We start from the raw sequence: 18,725 nt of genomic DNA, 5'->3' as shown, positions 1-18,725 counted from the left end.
GGCTCACATGACGTCGCCGTCCCGCCAGTCGAAGACCAGCGGGGCGGCGGGGTCCGGCAGCGCCCGGCCCTCCGCCGGGCGCAGGAAGACGGAGCCCTCGTCCTCGGCGAGCCGGACGACCCCCTCGGGGCCGAGCGCTTCGAGGCGCCCCTCCCAGACGCGCCAGCCGCGCGCGCGGTAGAGCGCGGCCCCCTCGTCGGAGGCGCTGAGCGCCCCGAAGGCGTAGGCCCCGTCGATCACCCGCTCCAGGCCGGCCATCACGGCGCCGCCGAGCCCCCGCCGCCGGAGGTCCTCCCGGACGGCGACCCCTTCGACGTATCCGACGCGGAGCGAGCGGCCCCGGTGGCGGGGCCCGCGCGGCACGACGGCGCCGTGGGCGGCGATGCCCCGCTCGTCCTCGATCCAGGCGTGGACGCCGCCGAGGGTGTGCTCCCAGTCGTCGTCGGAGAAGTCGCCCGCGAAGGCACTGTCGAGCATCTCCCGTACGGAGCGGAGCCGGGCGGCGCCGAGTTCACGGGTGGGCGCGATCCTCAGGGTCATACCCCTCACCCTAACCCCTCACGATCCATTGACAGGTTACTCCGACCCTGATTGAGTTCACTCATAACCAGTCAAGTCGACTTAAGGGGTTAGAACGATGTCCGTGCTGCCGACCCACCACCGCACCGTCACCGTCCGGGGCCACGAGATCGCCTACCGCGAGGCCGGCCCGGCCGACGCGCCCGCGCTTCTCCTGCTGCACGGCTTCCCGACCAGCTCGCACATGTTCCGCGACCTGATCCCGCTGCTCGCCGACCGGTACCGCCTCATCGCCCCCGACCACCTGGGGTTCGGCCGGAGCGCCGCGCCCTCCGCGGCCGACTTCGACTACACCTTCGCCGAACTGGCCTCGCTCACCGCCGGGTTCACCGAGACCCTAGGCCTGGACCGGTTCGCGCTCTACATCCAGGACTACGGCGCCCCCATCGGCCTGCGCCTCGCCCTCGCCCACCCCGAGCGGATCACCGCGATCGTCACCCAGAACGGCAACGCCTACGAGGAGGGCCTCGGCGCCGAGGCCTGGGCCCCCGTCCTCGCCCTGATCGAGGAGCGCACCCCCGAGACGGAGGAGCCCGTCCGCGCGATCCGCTCCCTGGACGGCGTCCGGTGGCAGTACGAGACGGGTGTCCCCGCCGCGTACCGCGACCTGCTCAGCCCCGACGCCTGGCACCACGACGCCGCCCTCATGGCCCGCGAGGGCCAGGACGACATCCAGCTGGGCCTGATCGCCGACTACGGCTCCAACTTCGCCCTCTACCCGGCCTTCCAGGAGTACTTCCGCACCTCCGGGATCCCGCTCCTCGCCGTCTGGGGCGAGGGCGACCAGGTCTTCGTACCGGCGGGCGCCGAGGCCTTCCGCCGCGACCTCCCGGACGCCGAGGTCCACCTCCTGCCCACGGGCCACTTCGCCCTGGAGACCCACGCGCCGGCGATCGCGGAGCTGATCGGCGACTTCCTGGCCCGGCGCGTCCTCCTCAGGCCGTAGCCCTCTCCAGGTCGCGGGCGACGCGCTCCACCCAGGCGGTGAACTCCTCCCGGGTGCGGCCCTCGCCTCCGCCCAGGGCCGCGGCCTGCGCGTCCGAGAGCCGGTCGGGTCCCGGCGCGGTCAGCAGCCGGTGCAGCTCCTTCATCAGGGACAGCGTCCGCAGAGCGTCGGTGTGCTCGATCGCGTCGACCCCGTGCCCGGGGCCGAGGGTCGTCGAACCGGGCATGGCGTGCCTCCTCACCGAACCCCCTCCCAGCAGCGTAAGCCCACCGCATGAGAACCGCCCCCGTCCTCAATTGGGGGAAGAGGAGGGGGGCGGTGTCAGGGGGCCTCTACGAGGCGGGCGGGCGTCAGCCCATGTGCGGGTAGCCGTACTCGGTCGGCGGGACCAGCGTCTCCTTGATCGCGCGGGTCAGCGTCCAGCGCATCAGGTTCTGCGGGGCACCGGCCTTGTCGTTGGTGCCGGAGGCGCGGCCGCCGCCGAAGGGCTGCTGGCCGACGACGGCGCCGGTCGACTTGTCGTTGATGTAGAAGTTGCCCGCGGCGAAGCGGAGCTTCTCCATCGTGTACGCGGCGGCGGCACGGTCGCCGGAGATGACCGAACCGGTGAGGGCGTAGTCCGAGACCGACTCCATCTGGGTCAGCATCGCGTCGTAGTTCTCGTCCTCGTACACGTGGATCGCGAGGATCGGACCGAAGTACTCGGCCTTGAAGACCTCGTTCTCCGGGTCGGTGCAGGCGATGACGGTCGGGCGGACGAAGTAGCCCACCGAGTCGTCGTACGTGCCGCCGGCGATGATCGTGCAGCTCGGGTCGGCCGCGGCACGGTCGATCGCCGCCTTGTTCTTGGCGAACGAGCGCTCGTCGATGACGGCGCCGATGAAGTTCGACAGGTCGGTGACGTCACCCATGGTGATGCCGTCGACCTCGGCAGCGAACTCCTCCTTGAAGCCGTCGTTCCAGATGGACGCCGGGACGTAGGCGCGGGAGGACGCGGAGCACTTCTGGCCCTGGAACTCGAAGGAGCCGCGGGTCAGCGCGGTCTTCAGGATCGCGCGGTCGGCGCTGGGGTGGGCGACGACGAAGTCCTTGCCGCCGGTCTCGCCGACGATCCGCGGGTACGAGCGGTACTTCTCGATGTTGTTGCCGACCGTCTTCCACAGGTGCTGGAAGGTCCTGGTCGAGCCGGTGAAGTGGATGCCGGCCAGGTCGCGGTGGTTCAGCGCCACCTCGGAGACGGCGATGCCGTCGCCGGTCACCAGGTTGATGACACCCTTCGGCAGGCCGGCCTCCTCCAGGAGCTCCATGAGGAGCACGGCGGAGTGGGTCTGCGTCGGGGACGGCTTCCAGACCACCACGTTGCCCATGAGGGCGGGAGCGGTGGGCAGGTTGCCCGCGATGGCCGTGAAGTTGAACGGCGTGATCGCGTAGACGAAGCCCTCCAGCGGGCGGTGGTCCAGACGGTTCCACACACCCGGGGAGTTCGCCGGCGGCTGCTCGGCGAGGATCTGGCGGGCGTACGCCACGTTGAAGCGCCAGAAGTCGACGAGCTCGCACGGGGTGTCGATCTCGGCCTGCTGGGCGGTCTTCGACTGGCCGAGCATCGTGGACGCGGCCAGCGTCTCGCGCCACGGGCCGGCGAGCAGCTCGGCGGCGCGCAGGATGATCGCGGCGCGGTCGTCGAAGGACATCGCGCGCCAGGCCGGGGCCGCGGCCAGGGCCGCGTCGATCGCGTCCTGGGCGTCCTGCTCGGTGGCGCCGCGGAAGGTGCCGATGACGGCCGCGTGGTTGTGCGGCTGGACGACCTTGAACTCCTCGCCACCGCCGAGGCGCTTCACGCCGCCGATGGTCATCGGCAGCTCGCGCGGGTTCTCGGCCAGCTCCTTGAGCTTGGTCTCCAGGCGGGAGCGCTCGGGGGAACCGGGGGCGTAGCTGTGCACCGGCTCGTTGACCGGAGCGGGGACCTGGGTGACAGCGTCCATGAGTCTCGTAACTCCTTGTGAGAGGTGGGCTCAGCCCTTGGTGAGGATGGAGCGGACGAAGAAGAGGAGGTTGGCCGGCTTCTCCGCGAGGCGGCGCATGAAGTAGCCGTACCAGTCGGTGCCGTACGCGGTGTAGACGCGCATGCGGTGGCCCTCGGCGGCGAGCCGGTTCTGCTCCTCGCTGCGGATGCCGTACAGCATCTGGAACTCGTACTCGTCCAGCTTGCGCCCGGCGCGGCGGGCGAGCTCCTGGCCGATGGAGATCAGGCGCGGGTCGTGCGAGCCGATCATCGGGTAGCCCTCGCCGTCCATCAGGATCTTCATGATCCGGACGTACGCCTTGTCGATCTCGGGCTTGTCCTGGATGGCGACCTCGGCGGGCTCCTTGTAGGCGCCCTTCACGATCCGGACGCGGGAGCCGTTCGCGGCGAGGCGGCGGGCGTCGTCCTCGGTGCGGAACAGGTACGCCTGGATGACGCAGCCGGTCTGCGGGAAGTCCTTCCGCAGCTCCTCGTGGATGGCGAACATCGAGTCGAGGGTGGTGTGGTCCTCGGCGTCCAGGGTGACGGTGGTGCCGATCTCGGCGGCGGCCTCGACGACCGGCCGGACGTTCGCCAGGGCCAGCTCGTGGCCGTTCTCCAGGGACTGGCCGAACATCGACAGCTTGACGGACATCTCGGCGCGCTCACCGAGGCCCAGCTCCTTGAGACGGCCGATGAGCTCCAGGTAGGCGTCCCGGGCGGCGTACGACTGCTCGACGGTGGTGATGTCCTCGCCGACGACGTCGAGGGTGACCTCCAGGCCGCGGCCGCTCAGCTCGGAGACGATCGGGACGACGTCCTCGACCGTCTCACCGGCGATGAAGCGGGCGACGACCTGCTTGGTCCCGGGGGCGGCCGAAACGAGACGGCGCATCTTGTCGCTGCGCGACGCGGCGAGGATCACGGGACCCAGCACGGGGACCTCCAGAAGGACAGGGTGACGAAGGGTGCCGTACCCGGTCTTTCGGAAGAAAGCGGGAACAGCACGAAGAACCACCGTGAAACCTATGGATCGCTCCGATCGTCCGCCATCTACAGCTGTCACGCATCCGTGCCCGGCATCTCATACATATGTCTGAGAGGGTGCGAGAATGGCGCTGTGAAGGGCGATTACCAAGAACTGGTGGACGAGATCTCCGCGCTCCTCGGCGCGCCGGCGACGCTGGAGAACCGCGACTTCGGGCTGATCGCCTTCGGCGCCCACGACAGCGACGACGACACCGCGATGGACCCCGTCCGGACCCGGTCGATCCTCACCCGGAAGTCGACCCCGGCCGTGCGCGCCTGGTTCGAGGGCTTCGGCATCACCCGGGCGACGGGTCCGGTCCGCATCCCCGCCGCCCCTGACGCCGGGGTGTTCCGCGACCGCCTCTGCCTGCCCGTACGCCATCGGGGCGTCGTCCTCGGATACGTCTGGCTCCTCGACGCCGAGCCCGGCCCCACGCCCGCCCAGCTCACGGCCGCGATGGAGGTCGCCACCCGGATCGGGGACCTCCTCGCCGACGAGGAGCGCGCGGACGCCGACCTCTCGCGCGAGTTCGCGGCCGTCCTGACCGCCGGGCGCGGCTGGCAGAGCGACATGGCCGTCGCGGCGCTCCGGGTGGCCCTGGGTCCCAGCGCGGACGGTCTGCACGCCGTCGTCTGCGTGACCCCCTGGCGGGGCGAGGCCCCGTCGATCCGGGCGGTCCCCGGTGCGGCGGCGGTCGCCGTGCTCCCCGAGGGCGAATCCCTCGCCGTCCTCGTACGGCTGCGCACGGCCGAGGACCTCTCCCCCGCCCACACGGCCGCCGACCGGCTGCGCGCCGCCGCCCCCGCCGGCATCGCGAACCCCCGCCGGGGCCTCACGGAGCTCCCGGCGGCCTGGCGCGAGGCCAACACGGCGGCCCGCGCCGCGACGGCGCAGCCGACGCTCGGTCCGGTCGCCGAGTGGGCCGGGATCGGCCCGTACCGGCTGCTCGCGGCGCTCTACCACCCCGAGATCGACCCCGCCGTCGCCCCGCTGATCACCCCCGCCCACGCGGAACTGGCCCGCACCGCCGAGGTGTTCCTCGACAACGCGGGCCAGGCGGGCCGCACGGCGGCGGCCCTGGGCATCCACCGCCAGACCCTCTACTACCGGCTGTCGCGCGTCGAGCAGCTCACGGGCCTGGACCTGGACGACGGCGAGGACCGGCTGCTGCTGCACATGTCCCTGAAGTCGGCCCGGCTCTGAGACGTCCCGCAGGGTCAGGGGACCGTGGTGCGGGATGAGCGCGCCCCGGGAGGGCCGCGCCACGTCCTGCGTGATGGGCCGGCGGCTCGACGAACGCTTCCGCAAGGGGATGTGAGCCCGGCGACGGGTCAGCCCCGCTCCCCCATCAGCACCCGGAGCCCCTCGGTGAGGTCGTCGGCGCTCGGCGCGGTGTCCGGGTCGACCATCCACTGGATCATGACCCCGGTCGCGAGGGCCTGGCAGAGCAGACCGGCGACGCGGGCCTTCTCCGGGTCCTTCTCCGGGTCGATGCCGAGGAAGCCCTGCGCCATGCCGAGGCGGCCCTCGCGCTGCGGTTCCTTGATGGCCTCGCGGAGCTTCTCGTCGTCGTCGATGCGGGTGACGACCTCGGTCTGGAGCTTCCAGACCGGCCGGCTGGGCCCGGCGGCGGCGATGACCTGTTCCCAGACGGCGTGGAAGCGGTCGTACGGGTCGGCCGGCAGTGCCTCTTCGCCCTCGGCTCCGGCCGCCCCCGCCCGGTCCCCCCACTCCTCGGTGAGCGCGAGGAAGGCCTGCTGGAGCAGGGCGTCCTTGGAGCCGTAGTGGTAGCCGATGGAGGCGAGGTTGGTGCCCGACGCGGCGACGATGTCGCGCGCCGTGGTGCGCCCGTACCCCTTCTCCAGGAGGCAGCGCTTGGCGCCTTCGAGCAGGTCTTCCTTGTGTCCCATGACAGCACTGTACCCGGCCACTAGACGCTTGTGTAAGACGAGCGTCTAGCAACCGGGTACGGGGCGTGCGGGGTGCGTCAGACCAGGTTGACCGAGCGGGCCGAGGCCGCGCCGATCTCCGAGGCGATCTCCGCGAGCACGGGAGCCGGGACCGTGTCGTCCACGGTGAGGACGACGAGCGCCTCGCCACCCTCCTCCGCACGCGCCACCTGCATGCCGGCGATGTTCAGACCGGCCTCGCCGAGGATCCGGCCGACCGTGCCGACGACGCCCGGACGGTCCTCGTAGCGCAGCACGACCATGTGGTCGGCGAGCGCCACGTCCACGTCGTAGTCGCCGACCGCGACGATCTTCTGGAGGTGCTTCGGGCCGGCCAGCGTGCCGGAGACCGCGACCTCCTCGCCGTTCGAGAGCGTGCCGCGCACGGTCACCACGTTGCGGTGGTCGGGCGACTCGGAGCTCGTCGTCAGACGGACCTCGACACCGCGCTCCTGCGCGAACAGCGGGGCGTTGACGTACGACACCGTCTCGTCGACCACGTCCTCGAACACACCCTTGAGCGCGGAGAGTTCGAGCACCTTCACGTCGTGCTGGGTGATCTCGCCGTAGACCTCGACGTCGAGACGGGCCGCGACCTCGCCCGCGAGGGCGGTGAAGATCCGGCCGAGCTTCTCGGCGAGCGGCAGACCCGGCTTCACGTCCTCGGCGATGACACCGCCCTGGACGTTGACCGCGTCCGGGACCAGCTCGCCCGCGAGCGCCAGGCGCACCGACCTGGCGACCGCGATGCCGGCCTTCTCCTGGGCCTCGTCCGTGGAGGCGCCGAGGTGCGGGGTGCAGACGACCTGGTCGAGCTCGAAGAGCGGGGAGTCCGTGCAGGGCTCCTTCGCGTACACGTCGAGGCCCGCGCCGGCGACCCGGCCCTCCTTCAGCGCCGAGTACAGCGCCGCCTCGTCCACGATCCCGCCGCGCGCGGCGTTGACGATGCGGACCGAGGGCTTGACCTTGTGCAGCGCCTCGTCGCCGATGAGACCGAGGGTCTCCGGGGTCTTCGGCAGGTGGACGGTGATGAAGTCGGCGACCTCCAGCAGCTCGTCCAGGGCGAGGAGCTTCACGCCCATCTGGGCGGCGCGGGCCGGCTGCACGTAGGGGTCGTACGCGACGATCTTCATGCCGAAGGCGGACATGCGCTGGGCGACCAGGACGCCGATGCGGCCGAGGCCGACGACACCGAGGGTCTTCTCGCTGAGCTCGACGCCGGTGTACTTGTTGCGCTTCCACTCGCCGTTCTTCAGGGCGGTGTTGGCCTGCGGGATGTTGCGCGCGGTGGCGACGAGCAGACCGCAGGCGAGCTCGGCGGCGGTGACGATGTTCGAGGTCGGGGCGTTCACGACCATGACGCCGGCCTTGGTGGCGGCGGAGACGTCGACGTTGTCCAGACCGACGCCGGCACGGGCGACGACCCGGAGCTTGTTCGCGGCGGCGAGCGCCTCGGCGTCGACCTTGGTCGCGGAGCGGACCAGGATCGCGTCCACATCGGCGATGGCGGGGATCAGCTCGGCCCGGTCGGCACCGTTGCAGTGCCGGATCTCGAAGTCCGGGCCCAGGGCGTCGACGGTGGCGGGCGACAGCTCTTCAGCGATGAGTACGACAGGTTTCGAGCTCACGTGAGTCCTCACAGGTCCAGTGCGGACGGCCGTCCCGACGGCCGCAGGCGGTGGAGGGGGCTTGCCGCGTGAAAGCGCACGACGCTGTGGGCCTGACGCGTATGTTGTTGAGAAGTGTAGTGGTGCACCGGCGCACTTCATGCGCCTCGTTGGAAGGATCACCCGTCCGTGGTTGGACGGGGTGTCCAACGATGTGGGAAGGGGCCGGACACACTGTCCGGCCCCTGCCCGGAAGGCTTACGCCTCCTCGTCGTTCACCCAGCTCATGAGCTTGCGCAGCTCCTTGCCGGTGGTCTCCAGGAGGTGGTTGGCGTCCTGGGTCTTGTACTCGTTGTACTTCTTCAGGCCGCCGTGGTACTCCGCCATCCACTCCTTGGCGAAGGTGCCGTCCTGGATCTCCGCGAGGACCTTCTTCATCTCGGCCTTGGTGTCGGCCGTGATGATCCGCGGGCCGGTGACGTAGTCGCCCCACTCGGCGGTCTCGGAGACCGACCAGCGCATCTTCTCCAGGCCGCCCTCGTACATGAGGTCGACGATGAGCTTCAGCTCGTGGAGGCACTCGAAGTAGGCGATCTCCGGCTGGTAGCCGGCCTCGGTCAGGGTCTCGAAGCCCGCCTTGACCAGAGCCGCGGTGCCACCGCAGAGGACGGCCTGCTCACCGAACAGGTCGGTCTCGGTCTCCTCGGTGAAGGTCGTCTTGATGACGCCGGCGCGGGTGCCGCCGATGCCCTTGGCGTACGAGAGCGCCAGCGCGAAGGCGTTGCCCGTCGCGTCCTGCTCGACGGCCGCGATGCACGGAACGCCGCGGCCCTCCTCGTACTGACGGCGGACCAGGTGGCCCGGGCCCTTCGGGGCGACGAGGGCGACGTCGATGCCCTCGGGCACCTTGATGAAGCCGTAGCGGACGTTCAGACCGTGGCCGAAGAAGAGCGCGTCGCCCTCCTTCAGGTGGTCCTTGATGGACTCCTCGTAGACCTGGGCCTGGATCGGGTCCGGCGTCAGGATCATGATGAGGTCGGCCTCTTCCGCCGCCTGGGCGACGGAGACGACCCGCAGGCCCTGCTCCTCGGCCTTGGCCTTGGACTTCGAGCCCTCCTGCAGACCGACACGGACGTCGACACCGGAGTCACGGAGCGACAGCGCGTGGGCGTGGCCCTGGCTGCCGTAGCCGATCACAGCGACCTTGCGGCCCTGGATGATGGACAGGTCGGCGTCGGCGTCGTAGAACAGCTCGGCCACTGGGATTCTCCTTGAGGTGCTGGTGTTGCGTCCCACCGTACGGCGGGGAGCGGGAGGAAAGTTTTCGGGTCTCGTCAGTCGGACCGGCGGATGGACCCGCGGTCGGCCGGCGAGGACTCAGGCGCTGCGGTCGAGGGCCCGCAGGGACCGGTCCGTGATGGACCGGGAACCACGCCCTATGGCGATCGTGCCGGACTGCACGAGCTCCTTGACGCCGAACTGCTCCAGCATCTTGAGCATGGCGTCGAGCTTGTCACTCGAACCGGTGGCCTCGATGGTGACCGCCTCGGGCGAGACGTCCACGGTCTTGGCGCGGAACAGCTGCACGATCTCGACGATCTGGGAGCGGGTCTCGTTGTCGGCGCGGACCTTCACCAGGACGAGCTCGCGCTGGATCGCAGCGCTGGGCTCGAGTTCGACGATCTTCAGGACGTTGACCAGCTTGTTGAGCTGCTTGGTCACCTGCTCCAGGGGCAGGTCCTCGACATTGACCACGATGGTGATGCGGGAGATGTCGGGGTGCTCGGTGACGCCCACGGCGAGCGAGTCGATGTTGAAGCCGCGGCGGGAGAACAGGGCGGCGATCCGGGCGAGGATGCCGGGCGTGTTCTCGACGAGAACGGAGAGCGTGTGCTTGGTGGACATGTCTGGGTCTCTTCCTTTTCGCTCTTCGCCTCAGTCGTCTTCGCCGTCGCCGAAGTCGGGGCGGACGCCCCGCGCGGCCATGACCTCGTCGTTCGAGGTGCCGGCGGCGACCATCGGCCAGACCTGGGCGTCCTCGTGGACGATGAAGTCGATCACGACCGGGCGGTCGTTGATGGCGTTGGCCTCGGCGATGACCTTGTCCAGGTCGGCCGGGTCCTCACAGCGCAGGGCGACACAGCCCATGGCCTCCGACAGCTTGACGAAGTCGGGGACGCGGGTGCCCTTGTTCGCCTGGATGTCGTCCGGGCCGGAGTGCAGGACGGTGTTCGAGTAGCGCTGGTTGTAGAAGAGCGTCTGCCACTGCCGGACCATGCCGAGGGCGCCGTTGTTGATGATGGCGACCTTGATCGGGATGTTGTTCAGGGCGCAGGTGGTGAGCTCCTGATTGGTCATCTGGAAGCAGCCGTCGCCGTCGACCGCCCAGACCGTGCGGTCCGGCATGCCGGCCTTGGCGCCCATCGCGGCGGGGACCGCGTAGCCCATCGTCCCGGCGCCGCCGGAGTTCAGCCAGGTGGCGGGCTGCTCGTAGTCGATGAAGTGGGCGGCCCACATCTGGTGCTGGCCGACGCCCGCGGCGAAGATCGTGCCCTCCGGGGCGAGCTGGCCGATGCGCTGGATGACCTGCTGCGGCGAGAGGCTGCCGTCCTCCGGCAGGTCGTAGCCGAGCGGGTAGGTCTCGCGCCAGCGGCTCAGGTCGCTCCACCAGGCGGTGTAGTCACCCTTGTTGCCCTCGCTGTGCTCGGCCTGGACGGCCTGGACCAGGTCGGCGATGACCTCGCGGGCGTCACCGACGATCGGGACGTCGGCGGCGCGGTTCTTGCCGATCTCGGCCGGGTCGATGTCCGCGTGGACGATCTTGGCGAACGGGGCGAAGCTGTCGAGCTTGCCGGTGACGCGGTCGTCGAAGCGGGCGCCGAGGGCGACGATCAGGTCGGCCTTCTGCAGCGCGGTGACGGCGGTGACGGCACCGTGCATGCCGGGCATGCCGACGTGCAGCGGGTGGCTGTCGGGGAACGCGCCGAGCGCCATCAGGGTGGTGGTGACCGGGGCGCCGGTGAGCTCGGCGAGGATCTTCAGCTCGGCGGTGGCGCCGGCCTTGATGACGCCGCCGCCGACGTACAGGACGGGCCGCTTGGCGGCGCTGATCAGCTTGGCGGCCTCGCGGATCTGCTTGGCGTGCGGCTTGGTCACCGGGCGGTAGCCGGGCAGGTCGGTCTGCGGCGGCCAGCTGAAGGTGGTCTTCGCCTGCAGGGCGTCCTTGGCGATGTCGACCAGGACCGGGCCCGGGCGGCCGGTGGAGGCGATGTGGAAGGCCTCGGCGATCGTCCGCGGGATGTCCTCGGCCTTGGTCACGAGGAAGTTGTGCTTGGTGATCGGCATCGTGATGCCGCAGATGTCCGCCTCCTGGAAGGCGTCCGTGCCGATCGCCTTCGAGGCGACCTGGCCGGTGATCGCGACGAGCGGGACCGAGTCCATGTGCGCGTCGGCGATCGGGGTGACCAGGTTGGTGGCACCGGGGCCCGAGGTCGCCATGCAGACGCCGACCTTGCCGGTGGCCTGGGCGTAACCGGTGGCGGCGTGGCCCGCCCCCTGCTCGTGGCGCACGAGGATGTGACGCACCCGCTTCGAGTCCATCATCGGGTCGTAGGCGGGGAGGATCGCGCCGCCGGGGATGCCGAAGACGGTGTCGGCGCCCACTTCCTCGAGAGAACGGATGAGGGACTGCGCACCCGTGACGTGCTCGACGGTGGCGGCGGGCTGCGCGCCGTTACGGGGCCGCGGCTGCGGATGGTGCCCGTTGGCCTGCTCGGTCATCATCATCTCTTCTCGAAGCAGAGGGTTTTTGCGAGGTGTTTTGCAGGGGTTTGCGACGTTTTTGGGGGGAGCCAGTGCAACAAAAAACCCCTCGTGCCGTGAGGCAAGCGAGGGGAGCGCGTCGGGTGCGTTCTCAGCGGGGCCTACGGGGGCCCTGCCTCAGCCGACGCGCTTTCCAAGTACGAGAATTCGGGTGCGCATGGCACTGACCCTCCCTCTCCGCCCTCACCACTGTCAAGTGGGTGGGACAGGCGTCTCAGTATTTGAGCGGATCGGGGGACGGTTTCCGACACGCACGGGGACCGCTCCGGGCAGCGGATACTCGTCCCGTACGAGGGCCCTGCGCAGGCGGTACTCGTCGAGCGGGCCCGAGAAGGCCATGCCCTGGGCGTGGCTGCATCCCATCGCGCGCAGGGCGACGACCTGCTCCGGGACGTCGACGCCCTCGGCGACGGTCTGCATGCCGAGCTCGCCGGCGATGCGCAGCACCCCGCGCGTGATCTTGCGGAGCCGGGCCGACTCGACGACGCCTTCGACGAGCCCGCGGTCCAGCTTCAGTATGTCGACGGGGAGCCTCCGCAGGGCGTTGATCGCCACATGTCCGCTGCCGAACCCGTCGAGCGCGATCCGCACCCCGAGCCGGCGCAGCGTGACCAGCCGCTGCTCCAGCTCGTCGAGCGAGGTCCGGGGGTCGCTGTCGGCGAGCTCGACGATCAGCGAGCCGGACGGCAGCCCGTGCCGGGTGAGCAGCGACTCGACCGAGCCGAGCGGCAGCGAGCGGTCGAGGAGGCGCCGGGCGGAGAGCCGGATGGACACGGGCGTACGGTGGCCGATTCCCGCCCGCTCGGCGGCCTGCTCCACGGCTTCTTCGAGGAGCCAGCGGCCGAGCTCGGCGGTGCGCTCGCCGTCGTCGGTGACCCGGAGGTACTCGGCCGGGGTGAAGAGGATGCCCTGGGACGAGCGCCAGCGCGCCTGGGCGCTGACGGCGGAGATCCGGCCGGTGGCGAGGTCGACGACCGGCTGGTGGAGCAGGGCGAACTCGCCGTCGTGGAGGGCCGTGCGCAGCCGGGCGGCGAGCTCGGTCCGCCGGACCACCTCGGCCTGCATCTGCGGGGCGTAGAGCTCGACGCGGTCCTTGCCGGCGGCCTTGGCCCGGTACATGGCCAGGTCCGCGTTGCGCAGCAGGTCGCCGGCCTCGATGCCGGGTTCGGCGAAGGCGACGCCGATGGAGGCGGCGACCCGCACCTCGTTGCCGCCGTCGACGCGGTAGGGCTGGGAGAGCGTGAGCCGGAGGCGGTCGGCGATCTCCTGGACCTGGTTCCGCCGGGCGGTCCGGTCGCGCCCGCCGTCGCCGAGGATGAGGGCGGCGAACTCGTCGCCGCCGAGCCGGGCCGCGGTGTCCCCGGCCCGTACGGAGTCGTGGAGGCGGCGGGCGGCCTGGACGAGGAGGTCGTCCCCCGCCTGGTGGCCGAGGCGGTCGTTGACCCCCTTGAAGCCGTCGAGGTCGATGAAGAGCACGGCGGTGCCCTGGTCGGAGGAGCGGCGGCCGCTGAGGGCCTGCCGGACGCGCCGGGTGAAGAGGGCGCGGTTGGGCAGGTCGGTGAGCGGGTCGTGCTCGGCGTTGTGCTGCAACTGGGCCTGGAGCCGGACGCGTTCGGTGACGTCCCGGCTGTTGAAGATCAGGCCGCCCTGGTGCCGGTTGACGGTCGACTCGACGTTGAGCCAGTCTCCGCGGCCCGAGCGGAAGCGGCACTCGATCCGGGTGGTGGGCTCCTCGGCGGGCGAGGCGGCCAGGAAGCGGCGTACCTCGTGGACGACGGCGCCGAGGTCCTCGGGGTGGATGAGGGAGGCGAGCTCGGAGCCGATGAGCTCGTCGGCGTCCCGTCCGTACACGCCGGAGGCGGCCGGGCTGACGTAGCGGAGCGTCCCGGTGGGCGCGGCGATCATGATGACGTCGCTGGAGCCCTGCACGAGCGACCTGAAGTGGTTCTCCTTCTGGGCCAGTTCGTGGGTGAGGGCGATGTTGTCGAGGAGCATGATGCCCTGGCGCACGACGAGGGCGAGCACCACCGTGCAGCCGGTGAGGACGACGACGCGGTCGACCCGGCGGCCCTCGACGACGTTGTACAGGATGCCGAGGGTGCAGACCGCGGCGGCGAGGTACGGGGTGAGGGCGGCGAGCGAGCCGGCGACCGGGCGGCTGTGGAGCCACGCGCCGCGCGGGACGGCCGCGGTGTCCGGCGGACGGCGGACGCCCCAGGGCGCGTAGGCGAGCAGCAGCGAGCCGGCGAACCAGCCGGCGTCGAGCAGCTGCCCGGAGGCGTAGTTCTCGCGGAGCAGCGGCGAGGTGAACAGGGCGTCGCACAGCACGGTCAGGGCGAGTGCCGCGATTGCGGTGTTCGTCGCCGAGCGGTTCGCCTGCGAGCGGCGGAAGTGCAGGACGAGGACCATGCTGACGAGCACGATGTCGAGCAGCGGGTACGCGAGCGACAGCGCGGCCTGGGCGACGGACTCACCCTCGAAGTGCGCGGTGCGGGCGAGGGCCAGGCTCCAGGAGAGCGTGAGCAGGGAGCCCCCGATGAGCCAGGCGTCGAGTCCCAGGCACACCCAGCCGGCCCGGGTGACGGGCTTCTTGGCGAGGACGAGGAGGCCCACGATGGCGGGCGGCGCGAAGAGTAAGAAGAAGAGGTCGGCGACGGAGGAGTCCGGCACCTCGGTGCGGAGCACCACCTCGTACCAGCCCCACACGGCGTTCCCCGCGGCCGCCATGAAGGAGGAGAAGGCGAAGAGCAGCCAGGCGGGCCGGGCGCTGCCGCCGTGGCCGCGGCCGTAGAGGAAGCAGGAGACCGCCGCGGTGAACGCGGCGGCGCTGAGCCCGAAGTCGCCCATGAAGAGCGCCAGTCGGGGGGAGCCCCAGCCGAGGGAGGCGCCGGTGGTGTAGCCCGCGCAGACGAGCCCGAGGGCGATCTGGGCGGCGGCCCCGCCGAGGCGGGGGCGGTCGGGGTCCGGGTGTCCGGAGTCGCGGCCGCCGACGGGACGGCGCGTGAGGACCGCCCCGGGCGCGCTCACCGGATCCTCCGGTGCCGCGCCGCCGCACCCGGCCGCGTCGTGCGGCCGCGCCGCCGGTTCGCCGGGGCCCCCGGGAGCGTGCCCGCCGCGGTCGTGGGCGTCGTGGCCGTGGATGTCGCGGCCGGTGTCCGGCGGCGCGGCAGCGTGTGGCGCGCGGTGCGGCGCCGCCTGGTCCGGCACCGAGCGCCCGAGACCGGCGGCGAGGGGTGGCAGGCTCGCCGCCGGCGGCGTCGCCGCGTCGGATCGTCGGTCCTCCGGCCGTGCTTCACCCGTCGCCCCCCTCGGAATCTGATGACCCGTCACTTCGCTCCCCAGCGTCAGCCCGTTCTCGACGCAGTCCCCCGCCACGGGACGATACACCAGGTTGGTCACTCAGGGACAGGGTCGCAGTACTCTCCGTGACGATCAGGGGGCTTGTGCGCGGCGCGTGTCGGGGCGCACCTCACCCGCCCGGCCGAACGCGGCCCTCCGGTCAGCCGGTGGTGAGGAGGACGTTGGCCAGCTCCTCGCCCGCCGCGAACCGCCGCAGCTGTCCCGAGATCAGCCGCTTCGCCCTCGGCATGAAGGCCGAAGTGGAACCTCCCACATGGGGACTGATCAGGACACCGGGAGCGTGCCACAAGGGGTGCCCGGCCGGCAGCGGTTCCGGGTCGGTGACGTCGAGCGCCGCCGTGATCCTGCCGCTCTCGACCTCCTTGAGCAGCGCGGACGTGTCGACGACCGGACCCCGGGCGACGTTCACGAGCAGCGCCCCGTCCTTCATCCGCGCGAGGAACCCGGCGTCGGCGAGACCGGTGGTCCCGGGCGTGAGCGGAGTGGAGAGCACGACCACGTCCGCCTCGGGGAGCAGCGCGGGCAGCTCCGCCAGGGCGTGCACCGGGCCGCGCCCTGTGGTGCGCGCGGAGCGCGCGACGCGCGCCACCCGCGCGCACTCGAAGGGCGCGAGCCGGTCCTCGATGGCGGCGCCGATCGATCCGTACCCGACGATCAGGACGGACTTGTCGGCGAGGGCCGGGTAGAAGCCCGCCCGCCACTCCTCGGCGTCCTGGCCGCGCACGAATCCGGGGATGCCGCGCAGCGAGGCGAGGATCAGGGCGAGCGTGAGCTCCGCGGTGCTGGCCTCGTGGACGCCCTTCGCGTTGCAGACGGCGACCCCGGGGCGCAGCGAGCCGATGCCCGGCGTGACGTGGTCGATGCCCGCGGAGAGGGTCTGCACGACCCGGAGGGAGGTCATGGCGGCCAGCGGCCGTACGGCGATCTCCGACCCCTTCATGTACGGGACGACGTAGAAGGCGCAGTGCGCCGGATCGGCGGGGAATGCGGGACCGCCGTCCCAGAAGCGGTAGTTCAGGCCCGACTCCCCCGGTGCGGGCAGCCCCTCGATCTCGTCGGCGGGAACGGGAAGCCACACGTCAGCGGTCGCGTCTTCGAATCTCATGACCGGGAGGCTATGCGAAGAATCCCGGGCGCCATTGGTTACTTTGGGGGACGGCACAGGGAGGGGTACCGGCAGGTGGAGCGCAGGACTATCGGGGCGACGGCGCTCGACGTGGGTGCCGTCGGCCTGGGGTGCATGCCGATGAGCTGGGCGTACAGCCGTTCGGAACAGCGGGGGGACCGCTCGCTGCGGACCGTGCACGCGGCGCTCGACGCCGGGGTGAGCCTGCTCGACACCGCCGACATGTACGGACCGTTCACCAACGAGCTGCTGCTGGGACGGGTGTTGAAGGAGCGGCGGTCCGAGGCCTTCGTCTCGACGAAGTGCGGGCTGCTCGTCGGCGACGGCGGAGAGCGGCGGCACGTGGTCGCCAACGGCAGGCCGGGATACGTGCGGCGGGCCTGCGACGCCTCGCTGCGGCGGCTCCAGACCGACGTGATCGACCTCTACCAGCTGCACCGGGCGGACCCCGAGGTGCCGGTCGAGGAGACCTGGGGCGCCATGGCCGACCTGGTGTCGGCGGGCAAGGTCCGGGCGCTCGGCCTCTGCGCCGTCGGCGCCCGGACGGCCCGCAGGGGTGCGACGGGTGCCGGGCGGGACGGGTACGAGGGAACGATCCGGCAACTGGACCGGATCCAGCAGGTCTTCCCCGTGGCGGCGGTGGAGGCGGAGCTGTCGGTGTGGTCGCGGGAGGCCCTGGTGCGCCTCCTGCCCTGGTGCGCGGCGCGCGGGGTCGGCTTCCTCGCGGCGATGCCGCTGGGCAACGGCTTCCTGACCGGGACGCTGACCCCGGGCGGCGGCTTCGAGCCGGAGGACCCGCGGGCCCGGCACCCCCGGTTCACGGCCGAGATGATGGCGGCGAACCAGCCGATCGTGGCGGGGCTGCGCCGGGTCGCCGCACGGCACGGGGCGGAGGTCACCCCGGCGCAGGTGGCGCTCGCGTGGGTGCTCGGACTCGGGCGGCACGTCGTGCCGGTGCCGGGGGCGAAGCGGGAGCGGTGGGCGGTGGAGAACGCCGGGGCGGCCTCGCTGCGGCTCACGGCGGCGGACCTGGCGGAGATCGCGGCGCTTCCGGCGCCACGAGGGTCCTGGGACTGAACCCGGGAACCTGATCGGGGCGAGCGGTGTATCAAGGGTGTGGGGATGCCGCTCGACTCGTCGGAGGGGACCGTGACCATGCGCCGTCCTGTTGTTGTGAACGCCCTGTGGGGCGCCGTCGCGCTGGTGCTCATGGCCGGCTGCTCCTCGGGGACCACCGAGGAGCAGCCGGGCACGGCTCCGCCGACGTCGGTCTCCTCGTCCTCGTCCGCCTCGTCCGCCTCGCCTTCCTCGTCGCCTTCGGCCTCCACCGCCGGCCGGGTGTCGGTGACCGGCACGCTCACCGAGGGGCTGAAGTCGCCCTGGGGACTCGCGGAGCTGCCCGGCGGGGACCTGCTCGTCTCCTCACGGGACGAGCGGACGATCACCCGCATCGACGGGCGGACCGGCGCGAAGACCGTGCTCGGCGAGGTGCCGGGAGTGGTACTGGGCGGCGAGGGCGGACTCCTGGGGCTCGCCGTCCACGACGGCTGGGTGTACGCCTATCTGACGGCAGCCTCGGACAACCGGATCGTGCGCATGCGGTACGGCGGCGGTGAGGGCGACCGTCTCGGCCCTCCGGAGCCGGTGCTCACCGGCATCCCGAAGGGGTTCGTGCACAACGGCGGACGGATCGAGTTCGGGCCGGACGGCATGCTGTACGCGGGGACGGGCGAGACGGGCCGGACCGGTCTCGCCCAGGACCGGGCGTCCCTGGGCGGGAAGATCCTGCGGATGACACCGGAGGGCAGACCGGCGCCGGGCAATCCCTTCCCCGGCTCGGTGGTCTATTCGTACGGGCACCGCAACGTGCAGGGACTGGCCTGGGACCCGGAGGGCCGGCTCTGGGCGTCCGAGTTCGGGCAGAACACCTGGGACGAGCTGAACCTGGTGGAGCCCGGGCGGAACTACGGCTGGCCGGAGGCCGAGGGGCGGGCCGGAAAGGCCGGGTTCGTCGACCCGGTGGCCCAGTGGCCGACCTCGGAGGCCTCCCCGAGCGGCATCGCGTACGCCCGGGGCGCGATCTGGATGGCCGGGCTCAGGGGCGAGCGGCTGTGGCGCGTGCCGCTCTCCGGCGCGGAACGATCCGGGGAGCCCGAGGCGTTCCTGACAGGTGAGTACGGACGCCTGCGCACGGTTCTCGCGGCGGGTGGCGACCGGCTCTGGCTGGTGACCAGCGAGACCGACACCCGGGGCACGCCCGGGCCCGGGGACGACCGGATCCTCCGGCTGGAGGTGAGGTAGGGA

At 71.5% G+C, this 18,725-nt stretch carries 15 protein-coding genes; 4 read left to right on the top strand and 11 right to left on the bottom strand.

The genetic code is table 11. The features are described 5' to 3' along the window. Window positions 1–3: 3 nt before the first annotated feature. Window positions 4–540: a GNAT family N-acetyltransferase gene (locus ACN9MM_RS27475; protein WP_426366331.1), complete on the bottom strand. Its 537-nt coding sequence runs from the start codon at window positions 538–540 to the stop codon at window positions 4–6. A 97-nt stretch (window positions 541–637) separates the two neighbouring features. On the opposite strand from ACN9MM_RS27475, the gene ACN9MM_RS27470 reads away from it, so the two are divergent. Continuing rightward, window positions 638–1,525: an alpha/beta fold hydrolase gene (locus ACN9MM_RS27470; RefSeq protein ID WP_426366329.1), complete on the top strand. Its 888-nt coding sequence runs from the start codon at window positions 638–640 to the stop codon at window positions 1,523–1,525. Here ACN9MM_RS27470 and ACN9MM_RS27465 read toward each other — a convergent pair. The 3 genes from ACN9MM_RS27465 to ACN9MM_RS27455 form a co-directional block, all read right to left on the bottom strand. Continuing rightward, window positions 1,515–1,751: a hypothetical protein gene (locus ACN9MM_RS27465; protein ID WP_426366327.1), complete on the bottom strand. Its 237-nt coding sequence runs from the start codon at window positions 1,749–1,751 to the stop codon at window positions 1,515–1,517. The genes ACN9MM_RS27470 and ACN9MM_RS27465 overlap by 11 nt on opposite strands. Window positions 1,752–1,875: 124 nt before the next feature. Continuing rightward, complete coding sequence (pruA, locus tag ACN9MM_RS27460) at window positions 1,876–3,507, bottom strand: L-glutamate gamma-semialdehyde dehydrogenase (RefSeq protein ID WP_426366325.1); 1,632 nt, start codon at window positions 3,505–3,507, stop codon at window positions 1,876–1,878. 30 nt (window positions 3,508–3,537) lie between these two features. Continuing rightward, a complete protein-coding gene (locus tag ACN9MM_RS27455; protein WP_382866108.1) occupies window positions 3,538–4,464 on the bottom strand; it encodes a proline dehydrogenase family protein in 927 nt (308 codons plus the stop codon). A gap of 183 nt (window positions 4,465–4,647) precedes the next feature. Between ACN9MM_RS27455 and ACN9MM_RS27450 the strand changes: the two genes are divergently transcribed. Next, a complete protein-coding gene (locus ACN9MM_RS27450) occupies window positions 4,648–5,760 on the top strand; it encodes a PucR family transcriptional regulator (protein WP_426366322.1) in 1,113 nt (370 codons plus the stop codon). Between the two features lie 128 nt (window positions 5,761–5,888). On the opposite strand, the gene ACN9MM_RS27445 is transcribed toward ACN9MM_RS27450, so the two are convergent. The 7 genes from ACN9MM_RS27445 to ACN9MM_RS27415 form a co-directional block, all read right to left on the bottom strand. Next, the gene (locus ACN9MM_RS27445) at window positions 5,889–6,467 is read right to left on the bottom strand and encodes a TetR/AcrR family transcriptional regulator (RefSeq protein ID WP_426366321.1); all 579 of its coding nucleotides are present in this window, start codon (window positions 6,465–6,467) and stop codon (window positions 5,889–5,891) included. 77 nt (window positions 6,468–6,544) lie between these two features. Continuing rightward, a complete protein-coding gene (gene serA / locus ACN9MM_RS27440) occupies window positions 6,545–8,134 on the bottom strand; it encodes a phosphoglycerate dehydrogenase (protein ID WP_426366319.1) in 1,590 nt (529 codons plus the stop codon). Window positions 8,135–8,371: 237 nt separating this feature from the next. Beyond that, window positions 8,372–9,373, bottom strand: coding sequence for a ketol-acid reductoisomerase (gene ilvC / locus ACN9MM_RS27435; protein ID WP_426366317.1), 1,002 nt, complete (start codon window positions 9,371–9,373; stop codon window positions 8,372–8,374). Window positions 9,374–9,490: 117 nt separating this feature from the next. Then, entirely contained in the window at window positions 9,491–10,018 is a 528-nt protein-coding gene (gene ilvN, locus ACN9MM_RS27430; protein WP_024756291.1) for an acetolactate synthase small subunit, read from the bottom strand. A gap of 30 nt (window positions 10,019–10,048) precedes the next feature. Beyond that, window positions 10,049–11,899, bottom strand: coding sequence for an acetolactate synthase large subunit (locus tag ACN9MM_RS27425; RefSeq protein ID WP_426366315.1), 1,851 nt, complete (start codon window positions 11,897–11,899; stop codon window positions 10,049–10,051). A gap of 228 nt (window positions 11,900–12,127) precedes the next feature. Continuing rightward, window positions 12,128–14,962 carry a putative bifunctional diguanylate cyclase/phosphodiesterase gene (locus ACN9MM_RS27420; RefSeq protein ID WP_426366313.1) on the bottom strand — a complete coding sequence of 945 codons (2,835 nt, stop codon included), beginning with the start codon at window positions 14,960–14,962 and terminating at the stop codon, window positions 12,128–12,130. A 472-nt stretch (window positions 14,963–15,434) separates the two neighbouring features. Beyond that, a complete protein-coding gene (locus tag ACN9MM_RS27415) occupies window positions 15,435–16,400 on the bottom strand; it encodes a 2-hydroxyacid dehydrogenase (protein WP_426366311.1) in 966 nt (321 codons plus the stop codon). Between the two features lie 75 nt (window positions 16,401–16,475). On the opposite strand from ACN9MM_RS27415, the gene ACN9MM_RS27410 reads away from it, so the two are divergent. Both ACN9MM_RS27410 and ACN9MM_RS27405 read left to right on the top strand, forming a co-directional pair. After that, the gene (locus tag ACN9MM_RS27410) at window positions 16,476–17,498 is read left to right on the top strand and encodes an aldo/keto reductase (protein WP_426366309.1); all 1,023 of its coding nucleotides are present in this window, start codon (window positions 16,476–16,478) and stop codon (window positions 17,496–17,498) included. 78 nt (window positions 17,499–17,576) lie between these two features. Further along, window positions 17,577–18,722, top strand: coding sequence for a PQQ-dependent sugar dehydrogenase (locus ACN9MM_RS27405; RefSeq protein WP_426368841.1), 1,146 nt, complete (start codon window positions 17,577–17,579; stop codon window positions 18,720–18,722). Window positions 18,723–18,725: the final 3 nt, after the last annotated feature.

It is taken from the genome of Streptomyces sp. E-08 (assembly GCF_049913095.1).
Lineage (GTDB): Bacteria > Actinomycetota > Actinomycetes > Streptomycetales > Streptomycetaceae > Streptomyces.
The sequence above is the reverse complement of the archived record's forward strand: the minus strand, read 5'-3'. Positions and strand labels throughout refer to the sequence as shown.

What these genes read in the sequence shown, in the direction of transcription:
- ACN9MM_RS27465 (WP_426366327.1), bottom strand. Translation starts at nt 1,751, where the DNA reads ATGCCCGGTTCGACGACCCTCGGCCCCGGGCACGGGGTCGACGCGATC.
- ACN9MM_RS27445 (WP_426366321.1), bottom strand. Translation starts at nt 6,467, where the DNA reads ATGGGACACAAGGAAGACCTGCTCGAAGGCGCCAAGCGCTGCCTCCTG.
- ACN9MM_RS27475 (WP_426366331.1), bottom strand. Translation starts at nt 540, where the DNA reads ATGACCCTGAGGATCGCGCCCACCCGTGAACTCGGCGCCGCCCGGCTC.
- ACN9MM_RS27470 (WP_426366329.1), top strand. Translation starts at nt 638, where the DNA reads ATGTCCGTGCTGCCGACCCACCACCGCACCGTCACCGTCCGGGGCCAC.
- ACN9MM_RS27425 (WP_426366315.1), bottom strand. Translation starts at nt 11,899, where the DNA reads ATGATGATGACCGAGCAGGCCAACGGGCACCATCCGCAGCCGCGGCCC.
- pruA (WP_426366325.1), bottom strand. Translation starts at nt 3,507, where the DNA reads ATGGACGCTGTCACCCAGGTCCCCGCTCCGGTCAACGAGCCGGTGCAC.
- ACN9MM_RS27415 (WP_426366311.1), bottom strand. Translation starts at nt 16,400, where the DNA reads ATGAGATTCGAAGACGCGACCGCTGACGTGTGGCTTCCCGTTCCCGCC.
- ilvN (WP_024756291.1), bottom strand. Translation starts at nt 10,018, where the DNA reads ATGTCCACCAAGCACACGCTCTCCGTTCTCGTCGAGAACACGCCCGGC.
- ACN9MM_RS27405 (WP_426368841.1), top strand. Translation starts at nt 17,577, where the DNA reads ATGCGCCGTCCTGTTGTTGTGAACGCCCTGTGGGGCGCCGTCGCGCTG.